At 71.7% G+C, this 22162-nt stretch carries 21 protein-coding genes; 9 read left to right on the plus strand and 12 right to left on the minus strand.

Translation table 11 applies throughout. The features are described 5' to 3' along the window. Window positions 1-27 precede the first annotated feature (27 nt). The 7 genes from ACTMTU_RS20720 to ACTMTU_RS20750 form a co-directional block, all read right to left on the minus strand. Complete coding sequence (locus tag ACTMTU_RS20720) at window positions 28-810, minus strand: SDR family NAD(P)-dependent oxidoreductase (protein ID WP_441264991.1); 783 nt, start codon at window positions 808-810, stop codon at window positions 28-30. Continuing rightward, window positions 807-1997, minus strand: a complete 1191-nt coding sequence (locus ACTMTU_RS20725) for a serine hydrolase domain-containing protein (RefSeq protein WP_441264992.1) — start codon at window positions 1995-1997, stop codon at window positions 807-809. Before ACTMTU_RS20725 ends, ACTMTU_RS20720 begins: the two co-directional genes overlap by 4 nt. Window positions 1998-2066: 69 nt before the next feature. Continuing rightward, on the minus strand, window positions 2067-2516 hold the full coding sequence (locus tag ACTMTU_RS20730; RefSeq protein WP_441264993.1) for an organic hydroperoxide resistance protein: 450 nt from the start codon (window positions 2514-2516) through the stop codon (window positions 2067-2069). A 69-nt stretch (window positions 2517-2585) separates the two neighbouring features. Continuing rightward, window positions 2586-3053, minus strand: a complete 468-nt coding sequence (locus tag ACTMTU_RS20735) for a MarR family winged helix-turn-helix transcriptional regulator (protein ID WP_441265203.1) — start codon at window positions 3051-3053, stop codon at window positions 2586-2588. 2 nt (window positions 3054-3055) lie between these two features. Further along, window positions 3056-3817, minus strand: a complete 762-nt coding sequence (locus ACTMTU_RS20740) for an energy-coupling factor ABC transporter ATP-binding protein (RefSeq protein WP_441264994.1) — start codon at window positions 3815-3817, stop codon at window positions 3056-3058. Beyond that, a complete protein-coding gene (gene cbiQ, locus ACTMTU_RS20745; RefSeq protein WP_441264995.1) occupies window positions 3814-4575 on the minus strand; it encodes a cobalt ECF transporter T component CbiQ in 762 nt (253 codons plus the stop codon). Before cbiQ ends, ACTMTU_RS20740 begins: the two co-directional genes overlap by 4 nt. A gap of 1 nt (window position 4576) precedes the next feature. Further along, window positions 4577-5656 carry an energy-coupling factor ABC transporter permease gene (locus tag ACTMTU_RS20750; protein WP_441264996.1) on the minus strand — a complete coding sequence of 360 codons (1080 nt, stop codon included), beginning with the start codon at window positions 5654-5656 and terminating at the stop codon, window positions 4577-4579. A gap of 175 nt (window positions 5657-5831) precedes the next feature. Between ACTMTU_RS20750 and ACTMTU_RS20755 the strand changes: the two genes are divergently transcribed. Next, window positions 5832-6173: an SsgA family sporulation/cell division regulator gene (locus tag ACTMTU_RS20755; protein WP_441264997.1), complete on the plus strand. Its 342-nt coding sequence runs from the start codon at window positions 5832-5834 to the stop codon at window positions 6171-6173. Window positions 6174-6367: 194 nt separating this feature from the next. Here ACTMTU_RS20755 and ACTMTU_RS20760 read toward each other — a convergent pair whose 3' ends face one another. Continuing rightward, window positions 6368-8533 (minus strand): MMPL family transporter, encoded by a 2166-nt coding sequence (locus tag ACTMTU_RS20760; RefSeq protein ID WP_441264998.1) that lies wholly within the window; start codon window positions 8531-8533, stop codon window positions 6368-6370. A 121-nt stretch (window positions 8534-8654) separates the two neighbouring features. Continuing rightward, the gene (locus ACTMTU_RS20765) at window positions 8655-9227 is read right to left on the minus strand and encodes a TetR/AcrR family transcriptional regulator (RefSeq protein ID WP_441264999.1); all 573 of its coding nucleotides are present in this window, start codon (window positions 9225-9227) and stop codon (window positions 8655-8657) included. Window positions 9228-9490: 263 nt separating this feature from the next. Here ACTMTU_RS20765 and ACTMTU_RS20770 point away from each other — a divergent pair, with 263 nt between their 5' ends. Beyond that, window positions 9491-12805, plus strand: a complete 3315-nt coding sequence (locus ACTMTU_RS20770; protein ID WP_441265000.1) for a S41 family peptidase — start codon at window positions 9491-9493, stop codon at window positions 12803-12805. 91 nt (window positions 12806-12896) lie between these two features. Here the strand turns inward: ACTMTU_RS20770 and ACTMTU_RS20775 are convergent, their stop codons facing one another. Beyond that, entirely contained in the window at window positions 12897-13523 is a 627-nt protein-coding gene (locus ACTMTU_RS20775) for a MerR family transcriptional regulator (RefSeq protein WP_441265204.1), read from the minus strand. A 172-nt stretch (window positions 13524-13695) separates the two neighbouring features. Between ACTMTU_RS20775 and ACTMTU_RS20780 the strand changes: the two genes are divergently transcribed. From ACTMTU_RS20780 to ACTMTU_RS20795, 4 genes are all read left to right on the plus strand, one after another. Beyond that, window positions 13696-15246, plus strand: a complete 1551-nt coding sequence (locus ACTMTU_RS20780; RefSeq protein ID WP_441265001.1) for a flavin-containing monooxygenase — start codon at window positions 13696-13698, stop codon at window positions 15244-15246. Next, window positions 15243-16151: an alpha/beta fold hydrolase gene (locus ACTMTU_RS20785; protein ID WP_441265002.1), complete on the plus strand. Its 909-nt coding sequence runs from the start codon at window positions 15243-15245 to the stop codon at window positions 16149-16151. Before ACTMTU_RS20780 ends, ACTMTU_RS20785 begins: the two co-directional genes overlap by 4 nt. Further along, complete coding sequence (locus tag ACTMTU_RS20790; protein WP_356618495.1) at window positions 16148-17029, plus strand: SDR family oxidoreductase; 882 nt, start codon at window positions 16148-16150, stop codon at window positions 17027-17029. Before ACTMTU_RS20785 ends, ACTMTU_RS20790 begins: the two co-directional genes overlap by 4 nt. 107 nt (window positions 17030-17136) lie before the next feature. Beyond that, window positions 17137-17370, plus strand: coding sequence for a hypothetical protein (locus tag ACTMTU_RS20795; protein ID WP_005316466.1), 234 nt, complete (start codon window positions 17137-17139; stop codon window positions 17368-17370). Window positions 17371-17564: 194 nt separating this feature from the next. Here the strand turns inward: ACTMTU_RS20795 and ACTMTU_RS20800 are convergent, their stop codons facing one another. Beyond that, complete coding sequence (locus tag ACTMTU_RS20800) at window positions 17565-18260, minus strand: hypothetical protein (RefSeq protein WP_441265003.1); 696 nt, start codon at window positions 18258-18260, stop codon at window positions 17565-17567. A gap of 164 nt (window positions 18261-18424) precedes the next feature. Here ACTMTU_RS20800 and ACTMTU_RS20805 point away from each other — a divergent pair, with 164 nt between their 5' ends. Next, window positions 18425-19489: a winged helix-turn-helix domain-containing protein gene (locus ACTMTU_RS20805; RefSeq protein WP_441265004.1), complete on the plus strand. Its 1065-nt coding sequence runs from the start codon at window positions 18425-18427 to the stop codon at window positions 19487-19489. A gap of 52 nt (window positions 19490-19541) precedes the next feature. On the opposite strand, the gene ACTMTU_RS20810 is transcribed toward ACTMTU_RS20805, so the two are convergent. Next, window positions 19542-20339 carry an exodeoxyribonuclease III gene (locus ACTMTU_RS20810; protein WP_441265005.1) on the minus strand — a complete coding sequence of 266 codons (798 nt, stop codon included), beginning with the start codon at window positions 20337-20339 and terminating at the stop codon, window positions 19542-19544. Window positions 20340-20389: 50 nt separating this feature from the next. On the opposite strand from ACTMTU_RS20810, the gene ACTMTU_RS20815 reads away from it, so the two are divergent. Together ACTMTU_RS20815 and ACTMTU_RS20820 are read left to right on the plus strand one after the other, a co-directional pair. Beyond that, window positions 20390-20878, plus strand: a complete 489-nt coding sequence (locus tag ACTMTU_RS20815; protein ID WP_005316460.1) for a GNAT family N-acetyltransferase — start codon at window positions 20390-20392, stop codon at window positions 20876-20878. 110 nt (window positions 20879-20988) lie between these two features. Continuing rightward, complete coding sequence (locus tag ACTMTU_RS20820) at window positions 20989-21933, plus strand: trypsin-like serine peptidase (RefSeq protein WP_441265006.1); 945 nt, start codon at window positions 20989-20991, stop codon at window positions 21931-21933. The last annotated feature ends 229 nt before the right edge of the window (window positions 21934-22162 follow it).

Consider the following 22162-nt stretch of genomic DNA (forward strand, 5'->3'; position numbering starts at 1 on the left):
GCCCGTGCTCCGCGGGGCGCGGGGCTGCTAGCGGTCCGCCGCGCGCTCGTCCACCACCATCTGCCGGAATCCGGTGTTGACGGCCAACAGCCCGCCGTCGACCGGCAGCGTCGTGCCCGTGACCCACGCAGCGTCCCGTGAGGCGAGGAAGGCGACCGCGGCGGCGATGTCCTCGGGCTCGCCGACCCGGCCGAGCGGGTAGACACCGCTCAGGACCTCGAGGCTCTTCTCCCGGCCCGCCCACGAACGGGTGCGGATCGTACCGGGGTTGACCTGGTTGACCCGGATGCCGCGCGCGGCGCCCTCACCCGCCAGGGTGCGGGTCAGCGACGCCAGGCCGGCCTTGGCCGCGCTGTAGGCGTGGCCGCCGAAGTCCTGTTCGGCGTTGACGGAGCCGATGTTGACGATCGCGCCGCGTCCATGAGCGGCCAGGTGCGGCCACGCGGCCCGTGCGCACCGCAGCGCGCCGGTGAGCGTGACGTCCAGGTCCTGTTCCCAGCCGTCGTCCGGCAGTTCCTCGAGCGGCCCGAAGTGCCGGGAGGCCGAGAACGCGTTGTTGACCAGCACGTCCAGGGAACCGAAGTTCTCCACCGCGCGGGCCACGGCCGCCTCCGCCGACGCCCGGTCGGCGACGTCGCAGCGGACGAAGGCCGCACCCTCGATCCCGGCCGCGGTCCGCTCCGCGGCCTCCGCGTCGATGTCGGCGATCAGGACCCGCGCGCCCTCGGACGCCAGCCTGCGTGCCGTCGCCTCGCCGATGCCCCGCGCGCCCCCGGTGATCAGTGCTCCGTAGCCCTCGAAACGTGTCATAGGGCCGAACGTACCGCCCTGATGAGGGCCTGGGCACGGGGGTCGGCGGTAACGCCCTTGCGCATGCCGTTGGTCGTGTAGCCGAGGGCGATGCCCGATTCGGGGTCGGCGAAGCCGAGTGAACCGCCGCGGCCCGGGTGGCCGAAGGACCCAGGTCCCAGCAGCGGCGACGCGGGGCCGTGCAGCATGAAGCCGAGCCCGAAGCGGGTGGGCACCACCAGGACCCGGTCGGGTCCGGCGGACTCCTCGGTGCGGGCCAGCGTGAGCGTGGCGGGCGCGAAGAGCCGGCGGCCGCCGTCGACGTCGCCGATGGTCGCCGCGTAGAAACGGGCGAGCGCGCGGGCGGTGGATATGCCGTTGGACGCGGGAAGTTCGGCGGTGCGGTAGACGGGGTCGTTCTCGTCGGGGAAAGGGTCGATGGCTCCGAAGGCGCGGCGGGTCAGGGAGGCGGGGTCGCGGTACGCCTCCGCCACGGAGCGCTTGGGGCGCAGCCGGAGGCCGCCGCCCTCTGCGGCCGGGGGTTCCGCGACGGGGCCGAGCCGGCCGACCCGGTGGGCCTCTTCGCCGGGCAGCCCTATCCACAGGTCGAGGCCGAGGGGGCGGGCTATCTCCTCCGCGACCCAGCGGCCGATGCCGCGTCCGGTGACCCGGCGCACCAGTTCGCCCAGCAGCCAGCTGTAGGTCTGCGCGTGGTAACCGTGGTCGGTGCCCGGCTCCCAGACGGGCGCCTGCGCGGCGACAGCGGCCGGTCCGCCGATGCCGTCCGCCGCCTGCGCGGGGGTGAGCGGACGGTCCAGCACCGGCAGCCCCGCGCGGTGTGCGAGGAGGTGGCGTACGAGGACGCGTTCCTTGCCGGCCGCCTTGAAGTCCGGCCAATAGGTGCCGACCGGCGCGTCCAGGTCGATCTGGCCGCGCTGGTGGAGCAGGAGGACGACGGCCGCGGCGACGCCCTTGGTGGCGGAGCGGACGACCTGTGCGGTGTCGAGCGCCCACGGCTCGTGCCCGTCCACGTCCCGGGTGCCTGCCCACAGGTCGACGACCTTGCGCCCGTCGCGGTAGACGGCGACGGCCGCCCCGCGTTCGCCGCGCTGTTCGAAGTTGCGCGCGAAGGCGTCCGCGACCGCCTCGTAGCCGTCCGCCACCGTGCCCCGGACGTCCACCACGTCTGCTCCTTCGCTGCGATCCATCCCCCCATGGTGCAACGTGGTCCGGACCACTGTGACCGCGGGTCGGTTCCCGCGGTCTCCCCCGGCGGGTCAGCTGAGGACGATGGAGACGTCGATGTTGTCGCGGGTGGCGTTGGAGTACGGGCAGACCTGATGGGCGGCGGCCACGAGCCGCGCCGCGAGGTCCTGGTCCACGAGCGGCAGCGAGACGTTGAGCGCGACGGCGAGCCCGTATCCGCGTGCGTTGTTGGGCCCGATGCCGACCTTGGCAGCGACGGTCGAGCCGGTGAGGTCGAGGCCCGCGCGGCGTCCGACGAGCACCAGGGCGTTGTGGAAGCAGGCGCTGTAGCCGGCGGCGAAGAGCTGTTCCGGATTGGTGCCGCGGCCGTCGCCGCCGAGGGCGGGCGGCATGGCGACGCGGAGTTCGATCTGCCCGTCGTGGCTCGTCACATAGCCGTCGCGGCCGCCGTGGGCGGTGGCCTCGGCCACGTACATGATCTTGGTGGGGCGGGTGTCGACCGTGTCGACCTGTTCGCTCATGCTGCGTCCCCGAGTGTGCACCGGTGCGATTACATCGCGCACAATGTATCCGAGCCGTCAGCCGCGGGCCTACTGGGGGGTAGCCTTCGTCGCCGCGTCCGCGAGCCGGTGCAGATCGGCGCGGAGCCGCGCTATCTCCGACCCCTCCAGGCCCGTGCTCACAAGCAGTTGGGCAGGCACCGCCTCCGCCCTTTCACGCATCGCCTCACCCTCCTCCGTGAGCACCAGCCGCACCGAGCGCTCATCGGCTGCGGAGCGCTCCCGGCGCACCAGACCCGCCGTCTCCAGCCGCTTCAGCAGCGGCGAGACGGTGCCGTAGTCGAGCCGCAGCGCTGCCCCCAGCTCCTTGACCGGGATCTCGCCGCGCTCCCACAGCACCAGCATCGTGAGGTACTGCGGGTAGGTCAGGCCGAGTTCGGCGAGCAGCGGCCGGTAGGCGGCCGTGACCGCCCGCTGCGCCGCGTACAGCGCGAAGCACAGCTGGTCGTCGAGCAACAGCGACGCCGCCCCGCTCCGGTCCTCGTATCCATGCCCCATGTTCACGCGCCTATTGTCACGGACCTCGGATCGAAGCCGAAGGGCAGCTCCAGCCGGTGCGCGCGCATCAGATCGTCGTCGCCCAGCAGCTCCTGCGTGCTTCCGTCCGCGACGACGACCCCGTCGCTGAGGATCACCGAGCGCGGGCACAGCTCCAGCGCGTACGGCAGATCATGCGTCACCATCAGCACGGTGACGTCCAACGCGCGCAGGATGTCGGCCAGTTCGCGGCGCGAGGCCGGGTCGAGGTTGGACGAGGGCTCGTCGAGCACCAGGATCTCCGGCTCCATGGCGAGCACGGTCGCGACCGCGACCCGGCGGCGCTGCCCGAACGACAGATGGTGCGGCGGGCGGTCGGCGAACTCGGCCATACCGACCCGCTCGAGCGCGGCCATGACCCGGGCCTCCAGCTCGGGGCCACGCATCCCGGCCGACGCCGGGCCGAACGCCACGTCCTCCCGGACGGACGGCATGAACAGCTGGTCGTCCGGGTCCTGGAAGACGATGCCGACGCGGCGGCGGATCTCCGCGAGGTTCTCGCGCCCGACCGGCAGCCCGGCGACGGACACCGTGCCGACCCCGCCCGCCAGGATGCCGTTGAGGTGGAGGACGAGCGTGGTCTTGCCCGCGCCGTTGGGGCCGAGGAGGGCGACCCGCTCGCCGCGCCCGACCGTCAGGTCGACACCGAACAGCGCCTGGTGGCCGTCGGGATAGGCGTACGCGAGTCCGCGCACGTCGAGAGAGGGCGGCGGCGTCACGTTCATAGCGTCCATCCCAGCAGACAGACCGCGAGTGCGGTCACGGGCAGTGCGGCGGCGTACGACCACTGGGCGCGGGTCGCCCGCACGTCGTCGAGGACCGGCATCGTGCCGGTGTAGCCCCGGCTGACCATCGCCAGGTGCACCCGTTCACCGCGCTCGTAGGAGCGGATGAACAGGGCGCCGGCGGACTTGGCCAGCACACCCCAGTGGCGTACACCGCGCGCCTCGAAGCCGCGTGAGCGGCGGGCGATCGACATCCGGCGCATCTCGTCGGCGATGACGTCGCCGTAGCGGATCATGAAGGAGGCGATCTGGACCAGCAGCGACGGCAGCCGCAGCCGCTGAAGTCCGAGGAGCAGGGAGCGCAGTTCGGTCGTCGAGGCGAGGATCACGGAGGCGGCGACGCCCAGCGTGCCCTTGGCGAGGATGTTCCACGCGCCCCACAGGCCGGGGACGGAGAGGGAGATCCCCAGCACCTCGGTCTGTTCACCGGGCACCACGAACGGCATCAGCAGGGCGAAGGCCACGAACGGGATCTCGATCAGCAGCCGCCGCAGCAGGAAGCCGGCGGGGATCCGGGCCACCGCCGCGGCCGTGCCGAGCAGCACCGCGTACAGCCCGAAGGCCCAGACCGCCTCGCGCGGGGTGGAGACGACGACGAGTACGAAACCGAGGACGGCGAGCAGCTTGCAGTGCGCCGGGAGCGCGTGCACCGGCGAGTGGCCGTGCCGGTAGAGCTTGTGGGCGTGGCCCGCACCCATGTCAGACCGATCCCTGGACGGATGCCGGTTCGGTGGCCTCGCTGCGGCGGCGACGCACCACATAGAAGACGCCGCTGCCGAGGGCCGCTGTCGCGCCGACCCCGATCACGCCGGCGAGACCGCCGGAGAGCCGGGCGTCGGAGACGTCCTTGACGCCGTAGTCGGCGAGCGGCGAGTCGGCAGCGGCGTGCTCCTCGACGGTGCGGTCGATGCCCTTGTCGGCGGCGACCTTCTCCAGACCGTCGGGGTCGGCGGAGGCGTAGAAGGAGACGAAGCCGGCGAGGACGAGACTGGTCACCAGGCCGCCGAGCCACAGCCGGCGCGGCGAGCGGGCGGCGGCGGGCGCCGGCCGGGCCGCCGCGGGGGCGTCGACGAGCTCGCCACCGACGCGGAGCTTCAGCGGTGCCGACAGACCACGGGCGCCGTACACCAGGTCGGGCCGTACGGCGATGACCGCGCCCACGGTCAGCATGGTGATCACGGCCTCGCCGATGCCGATCAGGACGTGGACGCCGACCATCGCGGTGAGGACGGAGCCGATCGGGACCTCGGTCAGGCCGCCGACCGCGTAGAGGAGGGTGAACGCCGCGGCGGCGGCCGGGACGGACACCAGCGCTGCGACGAAGGACGCGGCGGTCACGGAGCGGCGGGCGCGCGGCAGGATCCTGACCAGGCCGCGGAAGAGTCCGTACGCGACGAGGACGGTGACGACGCCCATGACGGTGATGTTGACGCCGAGCGCGGTGAGTCCGCCGTCGGCGAAGAGGATGCCCTGCATCAGCAGGACGACGGCTATGCACAGCACGCCGGTGAACGGCCCGACGAGGATGGCCGCGAGCGCCCCGCCGAGCAGATGGCCGCTGGTGCCCGCCGCTACGGGGAAGTTGAGCATCTGAACGGCGAAGACGAACGCGGCGACGAGCCCGGCGAGCGGCGCCGTGCGGTCGGCGCCGGGAAGCTCCGTGGGGGATCCGCCCAGCTCGCGGCGGGCGCCGCGGAGGCTGACGGCGACCGCGCCGGCGGCGGCGACTCCGGCGGCCACCGAGACGGGCGCGTTGATGAATCCGTCGGGGACATGCATGGGGAGCTCCGCTTCGGACAGATGAAGAAGTGCTCAATGATAATGCCCTGCTGCAAATGACTTGCAAGAGCGCATGGATCACAAATGAACATGGTTCCACGGAGGACGACGGAGCATCCCAGCCGAAATATGGGACATTAGAGACAAAGTGGACGCGAGTGTGAGGAGCTTGCCGATGTCGCACGCCGTCAAAGAGCAGGCAAGAGGCCGGATCGTCACCGACGCTCCTCAGCACCGACCAGTGCGCGTCTTCCTCAGCTACGACCCCGCCGAGGATCCCGCCACCGTCAGTTTCGCGTTCCCGAGCGGCAAGGAGTGGACGTTCCCGCGTGCACTCCTCGAGTCGGGGCTGCGGGCGCCCACCCGGGACGGGGACATCGGCATCTGGCCCTGCGGACGCGTCCAGGCGATCATCGAGTTCCACACCCCGGACGGTGTCGCGGTGGTCCAGTTCGACTCGCAGACGCTGATCCGGTTCCTCCGCCACACCTACGCGGTGGCCGCTCCGGCGCTCTGAGGCCCGGTGTCCCGCGGACATACAGCAAAGAGGTGGCCGTATCCGCGCCCCGCGGATACGGCCACCTCTTTACCGTGACGGCCCCCGTCCCCACGGTGCCGTCACGGCGCCGGAGGTCGGCTCTCCCGGTGACGCGGCGAAGGCCGCGCCACCGGGCACCTCCGGAGTTCATGTCCTCCCTGATTACGGGAGCGTCAGACGCGGACCAACTCGCGGTCCCCGTCCGGGTCGCCGGGACTCTCGGCGAGCTCCTTGTGGAGCTTCTCGCCCTCCACGTCGACGTTCGGCAGCACCCGGTCCAGCCAGCGGGGCAGCCACCAGGCCTTGTGGCCGAGCAGGGCCAGTACCGCCGGCACGATCGCCATACGGACCACGAACGCGTCGAAGAAGACCGCGATCGCGAGGCCGAAGCCGATCATCTTGACCATCTGCTCGCTGGAGCCGATGAAACCCGAGAAGACAGCGATCATGATGACGGCCGCGGCGGCCACCACCCGGGTCCCGTGGCGGAAGCCCGTGACGATCGCCTCGCCGGGCCGCTCACCGTGGACGTACGCCTCCCTCATCCGCGTGACCAGGAAGACCTCGTAGTCCATGGCGAGACCGAAGACGACGCCCACCATGAAGATCGGCATCATCGACATGATCGGGCCGGTCTGCTCGACACCGAACAGCGAGCCCAGCCAGCCCCACTGGAAGACGGCCACGACCGCGCCGAGTGCCGCGACGACCGACAGCAGGAATCCGAGGGCCGCCTTGAGCGGCACCAGCACCGACCGGAAGACCACCATCAGCAGCAGGAAGGCGAGACCCACGACGAGCGCCAGGTAGGGCAGCAGAGCGTCGTTCATCTTCTGCGAGAAGTCGATGTTCATCGCGGTGGCGCCGGTGACGAGGACCTCGTCACCGCTCCGGTCGCGTATGTCGTGCACCAGGTCCTCGGTCTGGACCGAGGACGGCCGGTCCTTGGGGATGACCGTGATCATCGCGGTGTCGCCGGCCTTGTTGAGGGTCGGCGGGGTGACGGCGGCGGCGCCGTCGAGACCCTGGACGACCTCGACCGTGCGGTCCGCCACGCTCTTGTCACCGTCGACGACCACCATCAGCGGGCCGTTGAAGCCGGGGCCGAAGCCGTCGGAGAGCAGGTCGTACGCCTTGCGCTGGGTGGTGCTCGTGGGCTGCGCGCCGTCGTCGGGGAGACCCATCTCCAGCGACGCGGCCGGTATCGCCATGGCCCCGAGGCCCACGACGCCCGCGAGCAGCACTGCGACCGGGCGGCGCAGCACGAAGCGCGCCCAGCGGGTGCCGGCGTTCGGCTTGTCGGAGACCGGCGCGCCCTTGCGCACCTTGCGGCCGAGCACCCGCTTGCCCGCGAAGCCGAGCAGCGCCGGGATCAGGGTGAGGGCGATCAGGACGGCGATGACGACGGTGCCGGCGGCGGCGAAGCCCATCTTGGTGAGCATCGGGATGTTCACCACGGCCAGGCCGACGAGGGCGATGACCACGGTCAGACCGGCGAAGACGACCGCGGAGCCCGCGGTGCCGACGGCCCGTCCGGCCGCCTCCTCGTGTTCCTTGCCCTCGGCCAGCTCGGCGCGGTAGCGGGAGACGATGAACAGCGCGTAGTCGATGCCGACCGCCAGGCCGATCATCATCGCGAGGGTCGACGTGGTGGAGCCGAGGTCGAGGACGTTCGCCAGGGCGGTGATCGTCGAGATGCCGATGCCCACGCCGATGATCGCGGTGAGCAGCGGCAGTCCGGCGGCGACCAGCGAACCGAAGGTGATGACGAGGACGATGCCCGCGACGACGACGCCGATGATCTCGCCGGCCCCGGTCTCCGGGACCGCTTGCAGCGCGTCGCCGCCGATCTCCACCGTCAGGCCCGCTTCGCGCGCCTCGGTACCCGTCTCCTCCAGCGCCTCACGCGTCGCGTCGGTCAGCTCCATCGAGCTGACGGCGTAGGTGACGGAGACGTACGCGGTGGAGCCGTCCCGGGAGACGGCCTTCGCGGTGTACGGGTCGGTGACCGCCGCGATCTGGTCGGAGCCGTCCTTGAGTTCGGAGACGGCCTTGTCCACCTCGGCACGGTGACCGGCGTCGGTCATCTTCTCGCCGTCGGGGGCCTTGAAGACGACCCGGGCGGTCGCGCCGTCGGCGCTGCCGCCGGGGAAGCGCTCCTCCAGCAGGTCGAAGGCCTTCTGGGCCTCCGTCCCCGGGATGGAGAAGGAAGAGGAGGTGGCGGTGGACGCGGTGGCCGCGCCGACGCCGGCGACGGCGAGCAGCGCCACCCACAGCAGGGCGACGAGACGGCGGCGCCGGAAGGCCGACCGTCCTAGCTTGTAGAGAAACGTGGCCACGAGGGCTACTCCCGTATATGAGGGTGAACAGGGCATGGGGAGCCGGCCCGACGACGAGAGCGGCGCGCGTCAGGTGCTGTGCTGTGGTGCAGCGGGGAGGGGGTGTCGCGACCCGGGGAGGTCAGACGCCGAGGGCGGGGAGGACCACGGCGTCGAGATAATCGGCGAGGAAGGCTTGGTCGGGTGTGCGGTCCTCGATCAGATGCCGGACGACGAACGCGCCGACCAGCATGTGCGGTACGTAACCCAGTGCCGGGCTGTCCGCTCTGACCTCGCCCCGGTCCACGGCCCGTCGCAGCAGCGCGTCGAGTCCGGTGATCTCCGGCTCGATGAGCAGCTCACGCAGGGCCTCATGGAGATCGGGATGGGCGTGGATCGCCTGGGCCAGACCCCGCATCAGCGCGGAGTCCTTCTCCATCTGGCAGTCGTCGGTACGTTCGATCATGGCGTGGAAGTCGCCGCGCAAGGTGCCGGTGTCGATGTCGCCGACATGCACCGGCTTGCCGTGCTTCAGCGCCGTGGCGACCAGCTCGGGCTTGCTCTTCCACTGGCGGTAGAGCGTGGCCTTGCTGGAGCGCGTACGGGCCGCCACGGCGTCCATGGTCAGGGCGTCGTAGCCGACCTCGCGGAGCAGGTCGAGCACGGCTTCGTACAACTGCGCCTCGCGCTCCGGGGTGAGCCGGCTGCGTGTCATGCCTGCCTCCCGGTCGCAGTCGATCGAACGAAACTGTTTCGTACACCTCGAGAATACCCGGGGCCGCCATCGAAACGAAACCGTTTCGCTTGTGGCCTCGGTCACGCACGTTCCCGGCCACAGAGGTTCACGCCACGGACGTTCCCGGCCACGGACCTTTCCTGCCGGTCAGGGCCCACAGTGCCGCGCCGCGCCTCGGGCGCCCCGCGCTTCGCCCCGGCCCACAAGTTGCCGCGACCCTTGGCCGCGGAAAGCATTGGGGGGTGAGTGACGACGCCGCGTATCTCCGCTACCCGCATCTGTACGGCGACCTGCTGTGCTTCGCCGCCGAGGACGACCTGTGGATCGCGCCGCTGGTCCCTGAGGGGAAACAGCCCGACCGGGCATGGCGGCTGACCGTCGACCGCACCCGGGTCGGGCACCCCCGCTTCTCGCCCGACGGCCGGCACATCGCCTACACGAACTGGCGCAGCCTCGACCCGGAGATCCATCTCGCGCCCGTCGAGGGCGGCCCCGCGCGCAGGCTCAGCTACTGGGGCTCGACCGACACCCGCGTCTGCGGCTGGACCCCCGACGGCCAGATCCTCGCCGTCTCCTCGCACGGCCAGCCCTTCTCGTACTTCTCCTGGGCCTACAGCGTCCCGACCGACGGCTCTCCCGGCGGCCGGCTCCCCTGGGGACCGGTCTCCGACATCGCCGTCACCGACGAGTCCGAGGGTCCCTCCCACCCCGGCGGGACCGGCTGCGAACGGCGCACGCTGCTGCTCACCGGCAAGCCGCCGCACGAACCCGCCGCGTGGAAGCGCTACCGCGGCGGCGCGACCGGCCGGCTGTGGCTGCACGGCGAGCAGTTGCTCCCCGACCTGAACGGGCACCTCGACTGCCCCATGTTCATCCACGGCAACGGCGCCGCCCGGTGGTCGGAGGACGACGGCCGGATCGCGTTCCTCTCCGACCACGAGGGCGTGGGCAACCTCTACTCCTGCCGCCCCGACGGAACGGGACTGCTGCGCCACACGGACCACGACGCCTTCTACGCCCGGCACGCCGCGAGCGACGGCCACCGGGTCGTGTACCAGTGCGGCGGCGACCTGTGGATCGTCGAGGACCTGACCACGCCCGACTCGGTGCCGCGCAAGCTCGAGGTGCGGCTGGGCGGGCCGCGGGCCGGCCGCCGCACCTACCAGGTGCCCGCCGCCAACCATGTGGGCGCGATCTCGGTCGACGAGACGGGGCGGGCCAGCGCCGTCAATGTGCGCGGCAGCCTGTACTGGCTCACCCACCGCGACGGCCCCGCCCGCACCATCGCGGACACCCCGGGCGTGCGGGTACGGCTGCCCGCGATGCTGGGCAGCGGCGGGCAGGTCGCCTATGTCACGGACGCGGACGGCGAGGACGCCGTCGAGATCGCGTACCTGCCGCGGGCGACCGGCGACCGTGAGCCGCGCCGGCTCGCGTCGGGACAGCTGGGGCGGGTGCTGGAAATGGCCGCCGACAGCGAGGGCGAACGGATCGCCATCGCCTCGCACGACGGCCGACTGCTCCTGATCGACGCCACGGAGGAGTCCACGGGCGAGGTCACCGAACTGGTCCGCTCCGCCAACGGGCCCGTGCGGGACCTGTCGTTCTCGCCCGACGGACACTGGCTGACCTGGTCGCACCCCGGCATCGGACGCTCGCTGCGGCAGATCAGGATGGCCCGGATCGCCGACCGCACGATCGTCGACGTCACCAACGGACGCTTCGAGGACGAGAACCCGGTCTTCACCCGCGACGGCCGCTATCTCGCCTTCCTCTCCTGGCGCGGCTTCGACCCGGTGTACGACGTGCACACCGGCGACCTGTCCTTCCCGCTCGGCTGCCGCCCCTACCTGGTGCCGCTGTCCTCCGCGACGCCCTCGCCGTTCGCCCTCACTCCGGAGGGCAGGCCGGCCGCCGGCGGGCTCGACCCGCTGGAGGAGGCGCCCGACAGCGCGGTGCTCGTCGAGATCGAGGGCCTGGAGAACCGGGTCACCCCGTTCCCGGTCGCCGCCTCCAAGTACTCGGCGCTGCACGCGGTCGCCGGCGGCGGCCTCGTCTGGCTGCGCTGGCCCATCTCCGGCGCGCTGGGCGAGACGTTCGTCAACCCGGCCGACACCTCCGGCAGGCCCACGCTGGAGCACTTCGACATCACCAAGGCACGGAGGACCGAACTCGTCGGCCATCTCGACTGGTTCGCCGTGAGCGGTGACGGCACCCGGCTCGTCGTCGTCGACGAGGGCGACCTGCGTGCCGTGCCCGCCACGGAGACCGGCGACCTCGACTCCACCGTCTTCCTCGACCTGCGCCGCATCCTGCACGAGGTGGACCCGGTGGCCGAATGGCGCCAGGCCTACGCGGAGGCCGGCCGCATCATCCGCGCCTACTTCTGGGAACCGGACATGTGCGGGATCGACTGGGACGGGGTGCTGGAGCAGTACCGGCCACTGGTCGAACGGGTCGCCTCCCCCGACGAGTTCGCCGATCTGATGCGCGAGGTCCTCGGCGAACTGGGCACCTCCCACGCCTACGTCACCGGCGCCCGGCGCAACGAAGGGCCGCCGCACTACCAGCGGGCCATGGGCCTGCTGGGCGCGAACCTCGTCTGCCGGGACGGGAAATGGGTGGTCAAGCGCATCCTGCCGGGCGACTCCTCCGACTCCAAGGCCCGCTCCCCGCTGGCCGGCGCGGGAATCAGGGAGGGCGCGGTCCTCACCCACGTGGACGGCCGCCCGGTCGACCCGGTCGCGGGGCCGTACCCGATGCTCTCCGCGGCGGGCGGTACGACGGTCGAGCTGACGTTCCTGCCCGCGGAGGAGGAGGGCAGCGGCCCGCCGCGCCGGGTCGCGATCGTCCCGCTGATCGACGAGCGGCCGCTGCGGTACCAGGACTGGGTGGCCAAACGGCGCGCGGTGGTACGGGAGCTCAGCGGCGGGAAGTGCGGCTACCTGCACATCCCCGACATGGGCGGCTCGGGCTGGGCGCAGTTCAACCGCGACGTGCGGATGGAGGTCTCCCGGCCGGCGCTCATCGTGGATGTCCGCGGCAATGCCGGCGGCCACATCAGCGAGCTGGTCATCGAGAAGCTGACACGCAGGATCCTGGGCTGGGACCTCACCCGCAACGCCCAGCCGGTCTCGTACACCTCCAACGCGCCGCGCGGGCCGGTCGTCGCGATCGCGGACGAGGCGACCTCGTCGGACGGGGACATGATCACGGCGGCGTTCAAACTGCTGGGCCGCGGCCCGGTGGTGGGCACGCGCACCTGGGGCGGCGTGGTCGGCATGACGGGCCGTCACCGACTGGGCGACGGCACCGTGATCACGGTCCCTATGAACGCGGCATGGTTCGACGCCTACGGCTGGTCGATCGAGAACCACGGCGTCGAACCGGACGTGTACGCGCTGCGGACGCCGCTGGACTGGGCGGAGGGGCGCCATGTGGGTCTCGACGACGCGATCCGGCTGGCCCTGGACATGCTCAAGGCGGCTCCGGCCGCGGCGCCCCCGGACTACTCCGAGGTGCCCGACCTGCGCAGGCCGCCGCTGCCACCGCGCTGAACCGTCCTCCGGGCCGGCCCGGTCATGTCCCCGGAACGGTGCCGGAGCCTCCGGTTCGTGGCCGGGCCACGCCTCCTGACCGGGGGTGCGGTCAGGCCGGAGGCGTCCGGCGCAGGCGGCGGTCCATCGCCATGGACAGCTCGGCCTCCACCACGCTCTTCGCGAGCGGGCGGAGCCTGTCCAACTCCCCGTCGGCACTGTGGGTGGTGAGCACGTCGACGAACAGCCCGGCCAGGGCCTCCGCGTGGACACGGACCCGGCGGCCCGCGTCCAGCACCACCGACAGCGGCACGCCTTCGCGCACCAGCGCGGCGGAGACGTCCAGCAGCCGACGGCTGATGTGGACGATCTCCTCGCCGTCCGTGGCCAGATAGCCGAGCTCCAGCGCGGTGGCCAGGTTCTCCGGGGTGACCTGCCCCTCGAAGTAATCGGCGAGCGCTTCGGGGGTGAGGCGGACGGGGGTCTCCTCCGTCGGTTCCCCGAGGCCGAGGACCTCGCCCACGTCCCGCCCGCTCTCGAAGGCGGTGGCCAGATCGGCGATGCCGTTGAGGGTGTGTCCGCGCTCCAGCAGGGCGGCGATCGTGCGGAGCCTGGCGAGGTGGTGCTCGTCGTACCAGGCGATCCTGCCCTCCCGGCGGGGCGGTTGTATCAGCCCCCGCTCACGGTAGAAGCGCAGGGTGCGCACCGTGATGCCGGCCTTCTCGGCCAATTCCTCCATGCGGTACTCACGCGCTTCCTTCACAACAGAAGCCTATGTTGTACCGCCGGTAACTTGTGGCGTCCTACCCCTACCGCTCGGTATGGAGCTGCTCTACCCTCCCAACCATGCCAGTGATTGCTGGCAACGTTTTTGTGTTCGGTACGGGACCGTTCCAGCGGGAGGCGGCGGCATGAGCCAGCAGCAGCACGAGCACGTACGAGTGGCGGTGATCGGATCCGGATTCGGAGGCCTCGGTGCAGCCGTCCGGCTGCGCCGAGAGGGGATCACCGACTTCGTCGTCCTGGAGCGGGCGGACTCGGTCGGCGGCACCTGGCGGGACAACGACTACCCGGGCTGCGCCTGCGACGTCCCGTCCCACCTGTACTCGTTCTCCTTCGCCCCCAACCCCGACTGGCCCCGGACCTTCTCGGGCCAGGAGCACATCCGCGCCTACCTGGAGCACGTGGCCGACACCTTCCGGCTCCGTCCGCACCTGCGGCTGAAGCACGAAGTGCTGATGATGCGCTGGGACACCGAGGCGCTGCGCTGGGAGATCGAGACCTCGCAGGGCACGCTCACCGCCGATGTCGTCGTCTCCGCGACCGGGCCGCTGTCCGACCCGAAGATGCCCGACATCCCGGGCCTCGCCGGCTTCCCCGGCAAGGTCTTCCACTCCGCCCGCTGGGACCACGACTACGACCTGCGCGGCAAGCGCGTCGCGATGGTCGGCACCGGCGCGTCCGCGATCCAGATCGTGCCGGCGATCCAGCCCGAGGTCGCGAAGCTCACCCTCTTCCAGCGCACACCTCCGTGGGTGATGCCGCGCGTCGACCGGAAGATCTCGGGGGCGGAGCGCTGGCTGCACCGGCAGCTGCCGTTCACGGGCACCGCGCGGCGCGGACTGCTGTGGGGCATCCGTGAGTTGCAGGTCCAGGCGTTCACCAAGCGGCCGAACGAGCTCGGGCTGGTCGAGCAGCTCGCCAAGGCCAACATGCGCAAGGCGATCAAGGACCCGGCGCTGCGTGAGAAGCTGACGCCCGACTACCGCATCGGCTGCAAGCGCATCCTGCTCTCCAGCACGTACTATCCGGCGCTCGCGCAGCCCAATGTGGACGTCGTCGCCTCCGGGCTGACCGAGGTGCGCGGCTCCACCGTCGTGGCCTCCGACGGTACGGAGGCCGAGGTCGATGCGATCGTCTTCGGCACCGGCTTCCACGTCACCGACATGCCGATCGCCGAACGGGTCGTCGGCGCGGAGGGCATCACGCTCGCCGAGGCATGGAAGGACGGCATGGAGTCGCTGCGCGGCGCGACCGCCGCCGGCTTCCCCAACTGGATGACCATCATCGGTCCGAACACCGGGCTCGGGAACTCGTCGATGATCCTGATGATCGAGTCCCAGCTGAACTACATGGCCGACTACATGCGGCAGTTGAACCTGCTGGGCGCCGGCTCCGCCCTCGCCGCCCGCCCCTCGGCCGTCCACGCTTGGAACCGGCGGGTGCAGGAGCGGATGAAGCGGACCGTGTGGAACACCGGCGGCTGCACCAGCTGGTACCTCGACCAGAACGGCCGCAACACCACCATCTGGCCGGGCACCACGACCGAGTTCCGAGGCGCGACCCGGCACGTGGACCTCGCAGAGTACGAGGTGGTCCGGGCCGGCGCCGGCAAGCAGCCTGTGGAGGCCGTCGGCGCGAAGGCCGCCAAGGGCGCGAAGGACACGGAGGCCGTCGCATGAGCCGGCTGCTGCGTCGCACCGACGCCCCGCCCGTCGCCGACCGTGAACTGACCGCGGTCTCCGCCGACGGGGCACGTATCCACGTCGAGGTGCACGGCCCCGAGGGAGCCCCCGCCGTCGTACTGGCCCACGGCTGGACCTGCTCCACCCTCTTCTGGGCGGCCCAGATACGGGACCTCGTCCCCGACCACCGCGTCGTCGTCTACGACCAGCGGGGCCACGGGCGCACTCCGGCGGGGGCTGTGGGCACCGAGCGGCTGGCCGACGACCTGGAGGCCGTGCTCCGTGCCGTCCTCGCGCCGGGCGAGAAGGCCGTGCTCGGTGGTCATTCCATGGGCGGCATGACGATGATGGCCGCGGCGGGCCGGGCCGGCTTCCGCGAGCACGCGGCGGCCGTGCTGCTGTGCAGCACCGGCAGCGCCCGGCTGGTCGAGGAGTCCGTCGTACTGCCGATGCGGCCGGGCCGGCTGCGGACCAGGCTCACGCATCTGATCCTCGGGGCCCGCGCGCCGCTCGGCCCGGTCACGCCCGTCTCCCGGCGCATCCTCAAGTACGGGACGATGGGCCCCGGTTCCTCGCCGGAGCGGGTCGACGAGTGCGCGCGCATCGTGCACGCCTGCCCGCGGGCCTCCCGGGTGGCCTGGTCACAGGTCCTCGGCGAACTCGACCTCGACAAGGGCGTACGGGCCCTGGACGTGCCCGCGATAGTCGTCGGCGGCACCGCCGACCGGCTCACGCCGATGGTGCACGCCAGGCGGCTGGCCGCCGAACTCCCGCAGTGCCTCGAACTGGTGGAGCTCGCGGGGATGGGCCACATGACACCGGTGGAGGCCCCCGAGGCCGTCACCGCCAAGATCCGTGAGCTGACCGGCACGTACCTGGACACGAAGGAGGAAGCCGCATGAGCAGGGTGAGCCTGGAAGGGCAGGTCGCGGTCGTCACGGGCGCGGCGCGTGGCGTCGGCGAGCTGCTGGCGCGCAAACTGTCCGCGCGCGGCGCGAAGGTGGCGCTGGTCGGCCTCGAGCCGGACGAACTGAAGAAGGTCTCCGAGCGGCTCCACAGCGAGAGCGACCACTGGCACGCGGACGTCACCGACCACGAGGCGATGGCCAAGGTCGCGCAGGAGGTCAAGGAGCGTTTCGGCAAGGTCGACATCGTCGTCGCCAACGCGGGTGTGGCGTCCGGCGGTCCGTTCCTGCACTCGGACCCGGTCGCCTGGCGGCGGGTCATCGAGGTCAACCTGATCGGCAGCGCCGTGACGGGGCGGGCGTTCCTGCCCGTACTCCTCGAGAGCCGCGGGTACTTCCTCCAGATCGCGTCGCTCGCCGCCATCACGCCCGCGCCCATGATGTCGGCCTACTGCGCGTCCAAGTCGGGTGTGGAGGCGTTCGCGCACAGCCTGCGGGCCGAGGTCGGCCACCGCGGTGTGCGCGTCGGTGTCGGCTATCTGTCGTGGACGGACACCGACATGGTGCGCGGCGCCGACCAGGACGACGTGATGCGCGAGCTCCGGCAGCGTCTGCCGTGGCCGTCGAACCGCACCTATCCGCTCGGCCCCGCGGTGGACCGGATCGTCGCCGGCATCGAACGCCGTTCCTCGCACGTGTACGCGCAGTGGTGGCTGAGGGGGATGCAGTCGATCCGCGGCTGTCTCCCGGCGGTCATCGGGACGGTGGGACAGCGCGAGATGCGCCGGTTCGAACCGCGTCTCGACGGCGTCTCCACGGGCCTCGTGGGGGCCGGCGGGGCGGCCGACGAAGCGGGCCGGAAGCAGAACCACTGAGCGTAACTGATCGAAATGCGTGCTTTGTCCGTGCGTGCAACGCTGGTCGCAGCCCCGGGGGCATGACTGCCCCCGACCCCCCACACCCCTCTTAGGAGTGACATTTCATGGGCATCTCAGACCAGTTCAAGGACAAGGCGCAGGAGCTCGCGGACCAGGCGAAGCAGAAGGCCGGCAAGGGAGACCAGTCGGAGCGCGCACGCCGCGCACGCGAAGAGGTCTCCGAGCGGACCCAGCAGGGTCGCGAGCAGCAGGGCGCCCGGTCCCGGGAGTCCATGCAGGAGCGTGGCGAGAACGCGATGCGCGAGCGTCGCGACAGGGTCGAGGACTACGACGCCTGACGAGGCCTCGTAGCACCACCGACGACGGGCGCACCCGCAACAACCGCGGGTGCGCCCCTCCTTGCGTGGGGTCGTCACCGGGCCGGGCGCCCCGTGTCGCCCGGCCCGGCTCCGATCACCGGCCTCCCGCCCCCGATCACCGGCCGTCGCGGGTGCCGGCCCCCATCCCGGCCCGCGCCGTCGTTGTCCGGGGCTCAGCCCGCCGCCGACGAATCGGCGGCCAACGGGCGTTGCCAGACTTCCGCGACGGCGAGGTAGGCCGTCGACGTGGGCCGCGCCGCGGTGCCTCCGACACGCGGCCGGCCGGCAAGTGCGCGTCCGCCGACGTGGACAGAGCCGTGCCCGCACGGACCGAGCACGAGACTGAGGCTGTGCTCGACCCCGCCGCCGAGAGGGAACGCGTCGGTGGCGAACGCACGCCTGTCGAGAACGTCGCCCATGGTGATGTGCACGTCGGCCGCGTCGGCCCGCAGGCCGTGCGCAAGGTCCACCCTCACCCGCACCGGCACCCGGTGCAGGACCGGCTCGGGCCACACCAGGCCCTCCGCCTCCGGGAAGTGGCGCACGAAGTACCGCTCCAGCCAACGCGCCAGACCCGGATCGGAGCCGTAGAGGTGCACCTGGTCCCGGTGCCACAGGACGATGACGTTCCCGGCGCCGTAGGGGGACCAGTCGACCTGCCAGACCGCGGCGTACGCCGTGAGCCGGTCCCCGTCGTAGAGCACCAGGCCCGGATTGGCGCCGGCGACGACCGGCGCACGGGCGGCCGGGGAGTTCGCCGGGCGGGCCGGGGCCGCGGCGGCATGACCTGGGAGGCCGGCTCCGCCGACGACGGCAAGGGCGCCGGCGGCGGTGCCGCTCAGGAGGAAACGGCGACGATCGACGGGCATGAGGTGCGCTCCTTCGCCTGGTACGCGGGATGCGATGACGACAACGACCCAACAGGAGCCGCAGTCTTCGGCCCACAGATTCGAGCGGGCTCGAATCCGACCGGTCCCCTGGCCGCGTGGCACACTGGGCGCGCCGGGACGGGGGCGCGGGGGAGGCGGACGGCATGACGGTACGGATCCCGGTGTCGGCGGACACCCTCGGGCGTTCACGGTTCGCGATCTGTGCCGCGACGGAGACGGTCGGCGGCATCCGCCGAAGGGCCCTGCGGCGGCAGCCCGCGCACCTCCGGCGCCGCCTCGACCGCGCCGCGACCGGCGCGGAGCCCCGTTCTCTCGAACTGCTCCACGGCTTGATCCCGCACGACCACCCCTACACGCCCGACTTCCTCACCCCGTCTCCGGGCCGCGCCCTGGTCTCCGTGGAGCGGGCCGCGGACGTCGTGCGCCGGACCCCGCCGGACGAGGTCGAACACCACCTCGACATCGCCTTCCGGGGGCGCGCGATACGTCCGGAGGTCGCCGCCGCCTTCCCGAGCGCCGCGGCGTACGAGCGGTGGCGACGCCGCCCGATGCCGCCCCCGGTCGCCGACGCGCTGCGGGCCGGCCCGGCCGCACTGGCTTCGCGCGCGGCGGACGCCCTCGTCGACTACTTCACCGCGGCGCTCGCACCGGAGTGGGACGCGGTCCGTGCCGTCCTCCAGGACGACGTCAGCCACCGCGCCGAGAAGATGGCCGGCCTCGGCGCGGGAGCCATGATCGACGATCTGGGGGACGGGGTGCGCTGGCGGGACGGTGAGATCCGCATAGCCCGCCCGTACGACGTGGTCGTCGACTGGGCCACCGACGGTTTCGTCCTGGTGCCCTCCACCGCCGTGGACGCACAAGTCCTGTTCAGCGCCGAGCATCCGCGGCCGCCCGTCCTGACCTACCCCGCGCACGGGGTCTCCCGGCTGTGGGGTTCCTCCCCGGAACAGGGCGACGACGCGCTACGTGAACTGATCGGCGAGACACGGGCGATGCTGCTCGCCGGCCTCGACGAACCCCGCTCGACCTCGGAGTTGAGCCGGGACATGGCTCTGGCGCCGGCGACGGTCTCGTACCACCTGGGCATCCTGCGCCGGGCCCGGCTGGTCCGCAGCCGCCGGCGACGCCGTGTGGTCCTCTACCAGCGGTGCCCGCTCGGCACCCGGCTGCTGGGCCGGGACCCGGGCGACCTGGGCGAGAACTGACGGACAGGGCGGCCCGGCCGAGAACCGACCGTCCGCGCCGTCCGAACCGGGCCTACGGGCCGTAGACGGCCGTCACCGGCGCGTGGTCCGACCAGCGTTCGCCGTGCGTCGCCGCCCGCTCCACCCACGCCTTCACCGCGCGCCGCGCCAGACCGGCCGTCGCCACCTGGTAGTCGATGCGCCAGCCCGAGTCGTTGTCGAAGGCCCGCCCGCGGTAGGACCACCAGGTGTACGGGCCTTCCCGGTCCGGGTGGAGGCCGCGGACCACGTCCACGTACTCCGCCTCGGAGAAGACCCGGCCGAGCCACTCCCGCTCCTCGGGGAGGAAGCCGGAGTTCTTCCGGTTGGCCCTCCAGTTCTTGAGGTCGGCCTCCTGGTGGGCGATGTTCCAGTCGCCGCAGACCACGACCTCGCGGCCGTCCGCCGCCGACCGGGCCCGCAGTTCCTTCAGGTACGGCAGGAACTCGCTCATGAAGCGCATCTTCTCGTCCTGGCGCTCCGTGCCGACCTCGCCGGACGGCAGATACAGGCTCGCCACCGTGACACCGGGCAGGTCGGCCTCGACGTACCGCCCGCTGCCGTCGAACTCGCTCGAGCCGAACCCGATGCGCACCGCGTCCGGTTCACGCCGCGTGTAGAGCGAGACGCCGGCACGGCCCTTCGCGGCCGCCGGGGCGTGCGCCGTGAACCAGCCCTCGGGGTTACGGACCTCCGGGGGCAACTGATCGGCCTCGGCGCGCACCTCCTGGAGGCAGATCACGTCGGCGGCGGTGGTGGCCAGCCACTCGACGAAGCCCTTTTTCGCGGCGGCACGGAGACCGTTCACATTCACGGAGGTCACGGTGAGCATCCCGGCACCATACCGGCCGACGCCATTCGCATACACGTACGCTTCTGGGCATGCATGTCAGAACCGTGAGCTTCGACCACCCGGATGCCGTGAAGCTCAATGACCAGGTCCAGCTGGAATACGTGGAGCGATACGGGGACGGCGAGGGCGACGCCACGCCGCTCGACGCCTCGATGTTCGTCCCGCCGAGTGGCCTGTATCTCATCGCCTACGACGACCAGGACCGCCCGCTGGCGACCGGCGGCTGGCGCACCCAGGACGAGAACCCGGAGGGGTACTCGGACGGCGACGCCGAGCTGAAGCGCATGTACGTGATCCCGGAGGCACGCGGCCTGGGCCTGGCCCGCCGCATCCTTGCCGCCCTGGAGGAGGACGCACGCGCGGCCGGCCGGACCCGCATGGTGCTGGAGACCGGGGACATGCAGCCGGAGGCGATCGCGCTGTACACCTCCAGCGGCTACGTGCCGTGCGCGAAATTCGGCCACTACCGGGAGTACGAGAGCAGCCTCTGCATGGCGAAGTTCTTGACGCGCCCCTGACATAAGTTCGCGATTCGTGGCACTCTGCCTCACGCACGTCGATCCGCACCGTCCTGTCCCCCACCCCGCCCGAGGCATCCCGCGGGCGGGCACGGCAGAAGGAGACATGCGTGAGACGCCACCGCTTTGCCGCCTCGGTCCTGACCGCTGTCGGCGCCCTGCTCGCCGGGGCGCTGTCCGCCACCTCCGCCGGCGCCGCCCCGCCCCCCTCCCCCACTCCCGCGTCCTTCGCCCCCGACCAGGCGGCCAAGGGCTTCTGGACCGCCGAGCGGATGCGGAGCGCCACCCCGCTGGACGTGATCCGCGCCACGCCGGGTTCCTTCCGGGCACCCGCCTCACCGGCCGGCGAGGAGACGGTCGTGGGGCCCACGGCCTTCCCGCAGGCCGGCGGCCCGTGGACGGGCGGCGGCTCGGTGGTGAAGACCTCCGGCCGCGTGTTCTTCACCTTCCAGGGCCGCACCGCCTCCTGCTCCGGCAACTCGGTCACCAGCACCAACGGCAGCACCGTCATGACGGCCGGTCACTGCGTGAAGTACCAGGGCTCCTGGCACACCAACTGGGTCTTCGTCCCCGGCTACGACAACGGCCAGGCGCCGTACGGCCAGTGGAGCGCCACCAAGACACTCGCCACGGACCAGTGGGCGGCGAGCGAGGACATCAACTACGACGTCGGCGCCGCCGTCGTCGCCCCGCTGAACGGAAAGACACTCAGCCAGACCGTCGGCGCCCAGGGCCTGAAGTTCAACGGCGGCTACAACAAGGCGATGTACGCCTTCGGCTTCCCCGCCGCCTCCCCCTACGACGGCTCCAAGCTCATCCACTGCAGCGGCAACAGCTCGAAGGACTTCCTCTTCTCCCAGGACCACAGCCTCGGCTGCAACATGACGGGCGGCTCCAGCGGCGGCCCCTGGTTCGAGTCCTTCAACGAATCCACCGGGACGGGTCTGCAGGTCTCCGTGAACAGCTTCGGCTACACGTTCCTGCCGAACCGCATGTTCGGCCCGTACTTCGGGGCGGAGGCGAAGGCCGTCTACGACAAGGCGCAGGTGTCGTGACGGAGTGCCTCATGGTGTGAGGCGCTCCCTGGACCGCCACGGGCCCTGCCGAACGGAGCGTCCCGCAAGGTGGTCGCCGTCGGCCTGCCGCGACAGACACGGCTCCGTACGGCTCGCGCCCGCCGGCTCGTGGACGCGTCAGGGACGACCGGGTCTCGGCCCGGTTGCCGCAGTCGGCTGCCGCATGAATGGCGAGAGCCCCAGTCGGACGAATCCGACTGGGGCTCTC

Origin of the sequence: Streptomyces sp. OZ13 (genome assembly GCF_052068155.1) — a bacterium.
Lineage (GTDB): Bacteria > Actinomycetota > Actinomycetes > Streptomycetales > Streptomycetaceae > Streptomyces.

What these genes read in the sequence shown, in the direction of transcription:
- ACTMTU_RS20720 (WP_441264991.1), bottom strand. Translation starts at nt 810, where the DNA reads ATGACACGTTTCGAGGGCTACGGAGCACTGATCACCGGGGGCGCGCGG.
- ACTMTU_RS20725 (WP_441264992.1), bottom strand. Translation starts at nt 1,997, where the DNA reads ATGGATCGCAGCGAAGGAGCAGACGTGGTGGACGTCCGGGGCACGGTG.
- ACTMTU_RS20730 (WP_441264993.1), bottom strand. Translation starts at nt 2,516, where the DNA reads ATGAGCGAACAGGTCGACACGGTCGACACCCGCCCCACCAAGATCATG.
- ACTMTU_RS20735 (WP_441265203.1), bottom strand. Translation starts at nt 3,053, where the DNA reads ATGGGGCATGGATACGAGGACCGGAGCGGGGCGGCGTCGCTGTTGCTC.
- ACTMTU_RS20740 (WP_441264994.1), bottom strand. Translation starts at nt 3,817, where the DNA reads ATGAACGTGACGCCGCCGCCCTCTCTCGACGTGCGCGGACTCGCGTAC.
- cbiQ (WP_441264995.1), bottom strand. Translation starts at nt 4,575, where the DNA reads ATGGGTGCGGGCCACGCCCACAAGCTCTACCGGCACGGCCACTCGCCG.
- ACTMTU_RS20750 (WP_441264996.1), bottom strand. Translation starts at nt 5,656, where the DNA reads ATGCATGTCCCCGACGGATTCATCAACGCGCCCGTCTCGGTGGCCGCC.
- ACTMTU_RS20755 (WP_441264997.1), top strand. Translation starts at nt 5,832, where the DNA reads ATGTCGCACGCCGTCAAAGAGCAGGCAAGAGGCCGGATCGTCACCGAC.
- ACTMTU_RS20765 (WP_441264999.1), bottom strand. Translation starts at nt 9,227, where the DNA reads ATGACACGCAGCCGGCTCACCCCGGAGCGCGAGGCGCAGTTGTACGAA.
- ACTMTU_RS20775 (WP_441265204.1), bottom strand. Translation starts at nt 13,523, where the DNA reads ATGGAGGAATTGGCCGAGAAGGCCGGCATCACGGTGCGCACCCTGCGC.
- ACTMTU_RS20780 (WP_441265001.1), top strand. Translation starts at nt 13,696, where the DNA reads ATGAGCCAGCAGCAGCACGAGCACGTACGAGTGGCGGTGATCGGATCC.
- ACTMTU_RS20785 (WP_441265002.1), top strand. Translation starts at nt 15,243, where the DNA reads ATGAGCCGGCTGCTGCGTCGCACCGACGCCCCGCCCGTCGCCGACCGT.
- ACTMTU_RS20790 (WP_356618495.1), top strand. Translation starts at nt 16,148, where the DNA reads ATGAGCAGGGTGAGCCTGGAAGGGCAGGTCGCGGTCGTCACGGGCGCG.
- ACTMTU_RS20795 (WP_005316466.1), top strand. Translation starts at nt 17,137, where the DNA reads ATGGGCATCTCAGACCAGTTCAAGGACAAGGCGCAGGAGCTCGCGGAC.
- ACTMTU_RS20800 (WP_441265003.1), bottom strand. Translation starts at nt 18,260, where the DNA reads ATGCCCGTCGATCGTCGCCGTTTCCTCCTGAGCGGCACCGCCGCCGGC.
- ACTMTU_RS20805 (WP_441265004.1), top strand. Translation starts at nt 18,425, where the DNA reads ATGACGGTACGGATCCCGGTGTCGGCGGACACCCTCGGGCGTTCACGG.
- ACTMTU_RS20810 (WP_441265005.1), bottom strand. Translation starts at nt 20,339, where the DNA reads ATGCTCACCGTGACCTCCGTGAATGTGAACGGTCTCCGTGCCGCCGCG.
- ACTMTU_RS20815 (WP_005316460.1), top strand. Translation starts at nt 20,390, where the DNA reads ATGCATGTCAGAACCGTGAGCTTCGACCACCCGGATGCCGTGAAGCTC.